Raw genomic sequence first — 9,111 nt, 5'->3', positions numbered from 1 at the left:
ATCAGGGACATTTATGACACAATGTCCTTTTGGTTTCAATAGTGGTAAGATAGAGTGAAAGATGTCACCCATTGCCTGGCAATAGTCCTTTAGAGGCATTGTTCCCAAATCTCTTGTATCTTGTGAGTATTGTTCAATTTTACCAAGTTGTTCATTGTTTCTGATACGTCTTGACTTGTTTTTCCTTTCCCTGTTTAACAGGTTTGCGTAAGGAGGCGAAGTCCAGATAAGACTTATGGTTTTCTCGTCAAAATACTCATGGATATTTCTCGCATCGTCATTTACAAATATCTGCTTAGACGTATTAAAAATACAACTATCGTTCAACCTGGATAATGAAAGAGTGCCATAACTATTTTGTAAATCAAAACCAACTGAATTACGGTTTAGATCACGTGCAGCAACAAGCGTTGTACCACTTCCAACAAAGGGGTCAACGACCAGCTCACCTTCATGTGAAAAGAGCGATATTATCTTTTGAGCCAACGTAATCGGGAATGTTGCAGGATGCAATGTCTTGTCTCGTATATCCCTCTTTTCATATGTAAATTGCCACACACCTATTTGGCTTTTTAGCCATTCCTTTGGGGTCATACAGTTTATATGCGTTGGTTTACACTCACACGTTCTTTTGTAAGCAATATCAATTGGCTTTGTTATGTCAACATCTGATGAATTCACTTGCATTTGTTAATATCCATATTTCAAATCAACTGTCTTATGTAGTCCTCGACGGCGTTGAGGTCAGACCAGACCTTGAGGGGGTCTTTGTTGATCTTAAAGACGGTGTCTGGATCTTTGAGGCCGTTTCCCGTGAGGGTGCAGACTATCGTGGAACCTTTCTTGAAATACCCGCTTGCATTGAGCTTTATCAATCCGGCGATGGATGCCGCCGATGCAGGCTCACAGAAGACGCCCTCCATCTTTGCAACCAGGGCATAGGCATTCAGAATCTCTTCGTCGGTAACCATGTCTATGACGCCGCCAGAGTCGTCTCTGGCCTGTTGGGCAAACTTCCAACTGGCGGGGTTGCCGATCCGGATGGCAGAGGCAATCGTCTCGGGGTTTTCCACCACGCAGCCTCTGACAATGGGGGCCGCCCCCGCTGCCTGGATACCCACCATCACAGGCAACGTGTCTATCTTTGCCTTGGCCTTGTACTCGTTGTAGCCCTTCCAATAGGCTGTAATATTGCCCGCATTGCCCACCGGCAGCACATGGTAGTCGGGGGCAACTCCCAATTGATCGCAGACCTCAAAGGCCGCCGTCTTCTGACCCTCTATCCGGTAGGGATTTATGGAGTTGACCAGGGTTATCGGGTACTTCTCTACCACCGCCCTGACAATGGACAGCGCCACGTCAAAGTTGCCCTTTATCTGCAACACCACCGCTCCATGAATAATAGCCTGCACCAATTTGCCAAGGGCTATCTTGCCCTCGGGGATCAACACGATGCAACTGATCCCTGCACGGGCAGCATAGGCCGCCGCAGAGGCTGACGTGTTACCCGTAGAGGCACAGATGACCGCTCTGCCGCCATCCTCAACGGCCTTTGATATCGCCATCGTCATACCGCGGTCCTTAAACGAACCCGTGGGATTAAGACCGTCAAACTTGAAATACACCCTGCCGGCAAAACCTATCTTCCGGCACAAGTTCCCGGCGCTGATCAAGGGCGTATTACCCTCGTTTAGCGAAACAACCGGAGTGCTCGCGCTAACCGGCAGGTAATCCCTGTATGTATCGATAATACCACCCCACGCTGTGTTTTTATTGACTGATATACCATCCAGGTTGTCTTCCTTGATCATTTATCCTATATCTCCTTCTTTAGATTATTGTTGCAGGGCGCTCACTCTATTGGATTATGTCGCCATCGACAGGCTCTACGTCCACGCCTGCTTCTCTGAGGCCCTCTATGGCAAGTTCAACCTTGTCTTGCTCGCCATCAATCTCCAGGATCATCTCTCCCACGGTCTCAGTCACACGGGCACGCCTGATGTTGGGCATGACATCATACTTTTTGGCCACCGTGTAGATGACCGGCTCCTTGATCAGGTGTTGCGGAAAGGTTAGCTTTATTCGTCTCTTCATTGTTATCTCCATGTCGGTATTCAAAAACAGCCACCGGCTATGGCCGGCACTATGGATATCTCCGCACCGTCCTGTACTTGGGTCTCCTCTGCCTTTAAAAACCGTATGTCTTCTTCGTTTACATATATGTTCACAAACCGCCGTATCTTTCCACCTTCGGATATCCGCTCGGCAATCCCGGGGTACCTGGTATCGAGTTCTCCTACGATGGCTATAACGGTGCCGGGGTTAGCCTCTACCTCCTGCTTTCCCTCCGTGAGCCTTTGCAGGGGGGTGGGGATTCTCACTTTTACTGACATAATGCCTCCATAATTTTATCTGATCTTATTTAATACTTCCTCAAAGGAATTCATGTGTGGTGAGATGTGGTGTGGCTTAACGGTTCTTCCGGTAAGCGCCTCCTGTGTCTTGAGTCCGTTGCCGGTGACACAGATAACCGTGGTTTCGTCCCTACCGATGACGCCCTGTTCGATGAGCTTGCGGGTGACTGCCACCGTAACCCCGCCCGCTGTTTCGGCGAATATGCCTTCGGTGCGTGCAAGCAACTGTATGCCTTCGATGATTTCGTCATCGGTTACGTCTTCGCCATGGCCTCCCGTCTCATGGATGATCTTCAGGGCGTAGTAACCATCAGCGGGGTTTCCGATGGCAAGCGATTTGGCAATGGTGTGTGGTTTGATCGGTCTGATGACGTCTACCTTGCTCTTTATGGCGCTGACTATGGGGTTACAGCCTTCGGCCTGGGCGGCAAAAACACGCGTGTGCAGATTATCGAGGACTCCGATGTCGTGGAACTCCTTAAAGCTCTTCCACACCTTCGTCAGCAACGACCCGCTGGCACAGGGCACTACCACGTTGTCAGGGGCTTTCCAACCCAACTGCTCTATCGTCTCAAAGCCAAGCGTCTTGGACCCCTCGGCATAGAACGGTCGAATGTTGATGTTTACAAACGCCCACTTGTACTTATTCGCTATTTCGCTGCACAACCGGTTGACGTCGTCGTAGTTGCCGTCAACGGCTATGAGATTCGGCTCATAGACAAGCGATGCCACAATCTTGCTGGCTTCCAGCGAAGCAGGGATAAAGATAAACCGCTTAAACCCGGCCTTGGCCCCGTGCGCCGAAACGGAGTGTGCAAGGTTGCCCGTTGAGGCACACGATACCGTATCAAAACCGAACTCCTTGGCCTTTGTCAGGGCAACCGCCACAACCCTGTCCTTAAACGAAAGCGTGGGATGCACCACGGTATCATCCTTGACAAACAGGCTTTTGACCCCAAGGGCACGGGCAAGGTTTTTGGTCTCTACCAGAGGCGTGAATCCGGAATGTAATCCTACCTGTGGCTCGCCATCTATCGGTAAAAGCTCCCTGTACCTCCACAGGTTCTTCTCCCGCTGGAGTATCTTTTCCCGCGTGAGGGCACTCTTTATCTTCTCATAGTCATAGACGACCTCAAGGGGACCAAAACAAAACTCGCATACATAAATCGGCTCCACAGCATACTCCCTTGCACACTCACGGCACTTCAATCCTACAACAAAACCCATCTGTTAACCTCCTTTCTTTCAAAGCACTGTCATTGTATACGGCAATCTATTGCTCCCCTCTATTGTAATTAATCTCAACTGTTTTTTTCAAAGTCTTAATTTGGGGTATCACTCCAGTCCGGCGTGGTTGCATCGTTTAAGCACAGTAACAATACCATGCTACGAATATATAAAAGTGGCTTAAATCCTGGCAACCACGGTTGATTGTGGCGCTTATATAGCTCACCCCTAAGAAAAGAAAGAAAGGGGCGGCTCCGCCCCCCTTTAGAACCCCCCGCAAGGGGGCCAGCCCCCTTGACCCCTTCTTTCGGTTACTTAACAGGCTATCTAAAGTTGTTTAATGGCGAAGGTATCACCAAATATCCAAATACCAAATATTGATTTATGGACAAGGTGATCATAGTTTCCCCTTCTCCACAGTTCCTGCAGACAAATACGATAGCCCTGACCGGTGAGCATGGGGGGTATTGCTTCTAGGTTCGCCGGTCGTGTATAATGGGATCATGGATAATTTTTTAAGACACGGAGACAGCGCAAGAGAGGCAAGGGTGATTTTGTCCGATGGCAGCGAGGTGCCGTTAAGCGGACTGTGGCAGCAAAGCAACGTGTTGCTTGTCTTTCTGCGGCACTTTGGATGACCGTTCTGCCGTGAGCAGGTCGTGCAGTTGCACGGAGAAAGACGACTGTTTGACGCCCTTGATACCAGGATCGTGCTGGTGGGGATGGGCACGCCGAGGCAGGCGGAGTCCTTCCGCAAAGCCCACGGACTGACTTTTACAATTATATGTGACCCACATAAGCATCTGTACAAGACCTACGGATTGCTCAAGGCAGGGATAACCGATATCGTTTCGCCAAAGACCTTCATAAGCGGACTGAGGGCGTTGGGCAAGGGACATCTGCCAGGGGTGCCCGTGGGGGATGTGATGCAACTATCGGGGGTTTTTCTGATTGGTAAGGACTCGGTTATCAGGTACGCACATTACTCCATGGATATAGCGGATTACCCTGCTGTTGCCGATATAATACAAAAAGGATACGAACGATGAAAAAGAGGGTTGTTGTCGTTGGTGCCGGTCCGGGTGGATTGGCTACGGCGATGTTGCTGTTACGACAGGGGTATGACGTTACCGTCTATGAGAAAGCGGCCTCTGTCGGCGGCAGAACAGGGAGGCATATTATCGGTGACTATATATTTGACATAGGTCCGACGTTTTTGATGCTTCCTCAGTTTATTGAGGAGTTGTTTGCCCTGGCCGGTAGAAACATCAGGGATTACGCGGAACTTATACCGCTGGACCCTCTGTACAGACTACGGTTCGATGACGGGACGGAGTTCTATCCCTCCACGGACACAGAAAAGACAATCGCCGAAATCAATAGGCTGTTCCCTGACGAGGTGGATAACTACCGCAGATTTATGCGCAACGAGGGCTACAGATACGGACGCATAGAACGCTGCTTTAAGGTTCCCTACGACAACCTGTATGACTTTCTGATGCCCCACTTCATAGAGGCATTGCCGCAGATGGATGTCACCGGCACGCTCAGAAGGCGCCTGGAGGGATACTTCAGCAACGACAAGATGCGCCTGGCAATGGCGTTTCAGACCAAGTACATCGGGATGTCGCCGTGGCGGGCGCCATCGGCCTATTCGCTGATCTCATACATAGAGCACAGGTGGGGAATATATCACGTCAGGGGCGGATTGAATCAGCTTACAGCGGCAATGGTCAGGGTCGTGCAAGAGTATGGCGGACGGATACATACCTCCACAAAGGTAAACCGTGTGTTGAGCCAAAACAGGACGGCAACCGGGTTGCTTCTGGAAGGCGGCCAGGAGGTCACGGCAGACTATGTCGTCATCAATGCCGATTTTGCCTATGCCATGTCCAATCTCATGGACAACAGGCGAAAGTACACCGACAATGACCTCAAAAGGAGGCGTTACTCCTGTTCAACCTTTATGTTGTACCTGGGAGTGAACAAGACATACAACCTACCACATCACAACCTGCTCTTTGGCAGTGATTTCAAGGCACACATGGACGATATCACGATGACCAGGAGGCCGTCGTCGATGTCGCTGGTGTACGTGCATAACCCCGTTGTTACCGATAATACGCTGGCACCCGCAGGGAAGTCGCCGATATACGTCCTCGTCCCTGTCCCCAACAACAAGGCACAGGTAAACTGGCAAGAGACCAAGCACGACTTCAGAAACCAGGTGCTGGACTTCATCGTCAGGCAGACCGGCATGACTGACATAAAAGACCACATAGAGGTGGAAAAAATCATTACCCCGCACGACTGGCAAAGCGACTTCAATATCTATAACGGGGCGGTGTTTAACCTCAGTCATGATCTCGGACAGATGTTTTACTTCAGACCGCACAACAGATCAGAGGAACTGTCAAACTGCTATATCGTTGGTGGCGGTACACATCCGGGCAGTGGTCTGCCCAACATCTGCATATCGTCGGTAATCACCTCGGAGCAACTCATAAGGGACGACACGGGTAACAACAGATGGGCGTTTAAAAAGACCTCCCTCTAAAACGGCAGCGACAACTGTTCATAATGCACCACCCCGCTTATCATGAAACATTGATATGGATACCCCCAATAATCTGACCTCCTTTGCGCCTGCTTCCGTGTCCTTGAACCGGTGTCTGCATGTTTACTTAAATGTGACATTGTCAAAGTAGACACTATAATAAATAAAAATAATTTTTGACAATTGATATATAATATAGCACGTTTCGATTGGATTAAATACAAGATAATGGCATTTTATGGGGTCAAGGGGACTGGTCCCCTTGCGGGGGGTTCTGAAGGGGGGCGGAGCCGCCCCTTTCTTTTCTTGTATCGCACGCAATCGAAACGCGCTATATTACGTGAATCCTACATAGAGGATAATGAACTATAATGGATACTTTTGGTCGGCGGGTAGAGTTAAAAGAAGATTATCAAATCAAGCGAACTCTGCTATGACGTAATGGCGCTCTCTGCATGAGTTCCGGGACTATCCACAGGTTTCTCAACTGGCTTGCGGGCCTTTTGTTTCCACAGAGTTGTCCGATGTGCTTGCAGCCCTCCGACAGCATCAGCACTGCTCCTATCTGTAGCAGGTGTTGGTCAACGCTCAGGCCCATGACGGAGGCGCACTGTAGTGTGTGTTGTAGGCCACTTGCTGAGTCTTCAGGCGATGACTCCGACGTCATGTGTCAGGATTGTAGGGATGTGCGTCCCTTGTACAGGGCAGCGTTTGTCTTTGGGGTCTATGAGGGCGTTTTAAGGGAGGCCATAATCAGGTACAAGTTTTCTCCCATCAAGCGTCTTGCAGGGCCGTTGGGCGACCTTATCTGCTCACTGCCCATACCAAAGGTTGACATGATAACGGCAATACCGGTGACAAAAAAGAGGCTCATAGAGCGAGGATTTAATCAGACACTACTCTTGGCGCATCGCCTTTCAGAGGAGTTTGGTATTGCCGTTGCGGATGACGCTGCCTTAAAGATTCGGGACACGGGGCATCAGGTGCATTTGTCCAGGGAAGAGCGCCTTCGTGCGCTCAAGGATGCCTTTGAGGTCTCAAGGGATGTCAGGGACAAGCGCATACTGCTAGTTGACGACGTGCTGACCACCGGTGCAACGGTCAACGAGTGTACCAAGGTGTTACTGGATGCCGGGGCCAAAGAGGTCTATGTAGCAGTTCTGGCAAGGACGGTATAGTCAAACTATAGCAGACTTAAATACAAAATACATGGCATTTTTATGGGGTCAAGGGGACTGGTCCCCTTGCGGGGGGTTCTGAAGGGGGGCGGAGCCGCCCCTTTCTTTCTTTGTATTGCAATCGATTAAAACGCGCTATACTGTTCTGTACGCACTGGCCAGACAAAGTACTGATACGTTTTATTGGTGTAATCGACGGCGCCGCTGGCCAGGAGGACTACACAGGCATAGGGATTATAGATACTATATGTATCAGCAGTCCAGTAGTATTGCGACTGTACCGACGTAAACGGATGTCCCTGTGGCAGGGCAAGTGGCCATGCCATTGAACGGTCAATCAGGCTTACAAGCTCCCTGCTATTGGGCAATCTCCAGTTGTTGTATCCCAGGTAGTTTCCGGCGTTGAGACACCGCACGTAGTCGAGGGCCTCTTGCCAGGCCTTGATCCCGCCCGTGCATGTGCCAACTAATGGAGTGGAGGCGTCTTTGACCCACATCAGGGCCGTGAGATTGTCGGTGATGGTGCCGTTGCCGTTGTCCTTAAATCGTGGAGTTGGCCATGCAGCGCCGGATTTTAGTGCGCCATCATCGCCGGGGGCATAGCTTGTGGTCTGCCCGGTTTGAGCAACGATTGGATTATACGGCGGATTGTCCAATACCGCTGCCGTGCGAACGGGCCAGAAGAAGGCGTTTTTGAATATCTTGTCATCGTAGAACACAATGCCGTTGCCCATCCCAACGACCCAGGCAAAGGACGTCCTGGGCGCATAGGAGGTGGAGGACCAGTAGTAGTATGGTTGCACGCCCTTAAACCCCTGCGTGTTGAGCCAGTTAGCGGCAAGTGAGTGTTCGGTGTTGAGGAGACTCGTCAGTTCATTGACGTTTGGCAGACGCCAGTTGGTGTAACTCCTTGCGGCGCCCTTGTTGAGCGAATCCACGAGATTGAGTGCCTCCTGCCACGTCACCTTGCCACCGGCCATGTTGGCATTTGACATCCACATCAGACCCGTGAGTTTGTCCGTGACCGTGCCGTTACCGTTGTCCTTAAACCGTGGGGTCGGCCACGCAACACCGGCCCTTATCGCCCCACCATCGCCATCGACGTAGCTGGTGGTTTGCCCCGTTTGCGGGAGAGTTATAGTCGCCGCCGCAAAAGTCGTAACCATCGACAGCACAATCAGCGCCAGGAGTATAGCACTCAAACGTTTTATCACTCTCATATACCTAATTGGTCTTTTAGCTCCTTATGGCTTACCCATTCCTTGTTGTTTAGCTTGGTTTCCAAGGCGGAGTAGTAATCATCTATGTCTTCTTCGATTTCTTTAAGCCTTAGATATTCTTTATGGTCCATTATCACGGCAATGGGTTTTCCGTTTTCCTCAATAAACTGAGTCTTAATCATCTATTATATGCCTCCCTTGTATTTAGTAGTGGGATAGATTAACCAGAAACTCCAATAATTAACACTGGAATGTCAATATCAGCACTTCCCCTTGTCTCTAAATCCCAAACGAACTGCTCAAAATAAGAAACACCAGTGGACATTTCAGCAGCGAATTCTTTTACGGGTACTATTTCGACTCCGGCATTAATAACACCAAGTTTATTAAAAATTGTCATCTTTGCGCAAACATTATAGACCATAAATGCGTACTTGCCAAATTGGACTTCAACTCCAAGTCTTTCCTTTACAAAATCCATATCACGAAAGGCCCCACTTCTCATAGGTTTGGGA

At 49.9% G+C, this 9,111-nt stretch carries 11 protein-coding genes and 1 pseudogene; 4 read left to right on the top strand and 8 right to left on the bottom strand.

The window, feature by feature from the left end:
• The 5 genes from HWQ67_RS08675 to thrC (HWQ67_RS08655) all read right to left on the bottom strand — a co-directional run.
• On the bottom strand, positions 1-681 hold a 681-nt coding region (locus HWQ67_RS08675), incomplete at its 3' end, for a DNA methyltransferase (RefSeq protein ID WP_218252288.1).
• A 23-nt stretch (positions 682-704) separates the two neighbouring features.
• The gene (thrC, locus tag HWQ67_RS08670) at positions 705-1,811 is read right to left on the bottom strand and encodes a threonine synthase (protein WP_218252287.1); all 1,107 of its coding nucleotides are present in this window, start codon (positions 1,809-1,811) and stop codon (positions 705-707) included.
• Between the two features lie 46 nt (positions 1,812-1,857).
• The gene (locus tag HWQ67_RS08665; protein ID WP_218252286.1) at positions 1,858-2,094 is read right to left on the bottom strand and encodes an NIL domain-containing protein; all 237 of its coding nucleotides are present in this window, start codon (positions 2,092-2,094) and stop codon (positions 1,858-1,860) included.
• Between the two features lie 20 nt (positions 2,095-2,114).
• Positions 2,115-2,393, bottom strand: a complete 279-nt coding sequence (locus tag HWQ67_RS08660) for a MoaD/ThiS family protein (RefSeq protein ID WP_040334336.1) — start codon at positions 2,391-2,393, stop codon at positions 2,115-2,117.
• Between the two features lie 15 nt (positions 2,394-2,408).
• Positions 2,409-3,641 carry a threonine synthase gene (gene thrC, locus HWQ67_RS08655; protein WP_218252285.1) on the bottom strand — a complete coding sequence of 411 codons (1,233 nt, stop codon included), beginning with the start codon at positions 3,639-3,641 and terminating at the stop codon, positions 2,409-2,411.
• A gap of 503 nt (positions 3,642-4,144) precedes the next feature.
• Here thrC (HWQ67_RS08655) and HWQ67_RS19895 point away from each other — a divergent pair.
• From HWQ67_RS19895 to HWQ67_RS08640, 4 genes and pseudogenes are all read left to right on the top strand, one after another.
• Positions 4,145-4,279 (top strand): hypothetical protein, encoded by a 135-nt coding sequence (locus tag HWQ67_RS19895; protein WP_255317182.1) that lies wholly within the window; start codon positions 4,145-4,147, stop codon positions 4,277-4,279.
• Between the two features lie 12 nt (positions 4,280-4,291).
• A pseudogene (locus HWQ67_RS08650) lies at positions 4,292-4,690 on the top strand (AhpC/TSA family protein); the annotation flags it as partial.
• Positions 4,687-6,198, top strand: coding sequence for a phytoene desaturase family protein (locus HWQ67_RS08645; protein ID WP_218252283.1), 1,512 nt, complete (start codon positions 4,687-4,689; stop codon positions 6,196-6,198). The pseudogene HWQ67_RS08650 and the gene HWQ67_RS08645, both read left to right, overlap by 4 nt.
• A gap of 455 nt (positions 6,199-6,653) precedes the next feature.
• Complete coding sequence (locus HWQ67_RS08640) at positions 6,654-7,376, top strand: ComF family protein (RefSeq protein ID WP_218252282.1); 723 nt, start codon at positions 6,654-6,656, stop codon at positions 7,374-7,376.
• A gap of 125 nt (positions 7,377-7,501) precedes the next feature.
• Here HWQ67_RS08640 and HWQ67_RS08635 read toward each other — a convergent pair whose 3' ends face one another.
• The 3 genes from HWQ67_RS08635 to HWQ67_RS08625 all read right to left on the bottom strand — a co-directional run.
• Positions 7,502-8,578, bottom strand: coding sequence for a DUF1566 domain-containing protein (locus HWQ67_RS08635; RefSeq protein WP_218252281.1), 1,077 nt, complete (start codon positions 8,576-8,578; stop codon positions 7,502-7,504).
• 14 nt (positions 8,579-8,592) lie between these two features.
• A complete protein-coding gene (locus tag HWQ67_RS08630) occupies positions 8,593-8,778 on the bottom strand; it encodes a hypothetical protein (RefSeq protein WP_218252280.1) in 186 nt (61 codons plus the stop codon).
• 38 nt (positions 8,779-8,816) lie between these two features.
• The coding region (locus HWQ67_RS08625; RefSeq protein ID WP_218252279.1) for a BglII/BstYI family type II restriction endonuclease at positions 8,817-9,111 on the bottom strand (295 nt) is incomplete at its 5' end.

This window comes from Candidatus Magnetobacterium casense (genome assembly GCF_019173545.1).
In the GTDB taxonomy this organism is placed as follows: Bacteria; Nitrospirota; Thermodesulfovibrionia; order Thermodesulfovibrionales; family Magnetobacteriaceae; genus Magnetobacterium; species Magnetobacterium cryptolimnobacter.
The sequence above is the reverse complement of the archived record's forward strand: the minus strand, read 5'-3'. Positions and strand labels throughout refer to the sequence as shown.

Bases quoted from the DNA above. Each gene is read 5' to 3' on its own strand.
- thrC (WP_218252287.1), bottom strand. From the start codon at position 1,811: ATGATCAAGGAAGACAACCTGGATGGTATATCAGTCAATAAAAACACA.
- HWQ67_RS08665 (WP_218252286.1), bottom strand. From the start codon at position 2,094: ATGAAGAGACGAATAAAGCTAACCTTTCCGCAACACCTGATCAAGGAG.
- HWQ67_RS08660 (WP_040334336.1), bottom strand. From the start codon at position 2,393: ATGTCAGTAAAAGTGAGAATCCCCACCCCCCTGCAAAGGCTCACGGAG.
- thrC (WP_218252285.1), bottom strand. From the start codon at position 3,641: ATGGGTTTTGTTGTAGGATTGAAGTGCCGTGAGTGTGCAAGGGAGTAT.
- HWQ67_RS19895 (WP_255317182.1), top strand. From the start codon at position 4,145: ATGGATAATTTTTTAAGACACGGAGACAGCGCAAGAGAGGCAAGGGTG.
- HWQ67_RS08645 (WP_218252283.1), top strand. From the start codon at position 4,687: ATGAAAAAGAGGGTTGTTGTCGTTGGTGCCGGTCCGGGTGGATTGGCT.
- HWQ67_RS08640 (WP_218252282.1), top strand. From the start codon at position 6,654: ATGAGTTCCGGGACTATCCACAGGTTTCTCAACTGGCTTGCGGGCCTT.
- HWQ67_RS08630 (WP_218252280.1), bottom strand. From the start codon at position 8,778: ATGATTAAGACTCAGTTTATTGAGGAAAACGGAAAACCCATTGCCGTG.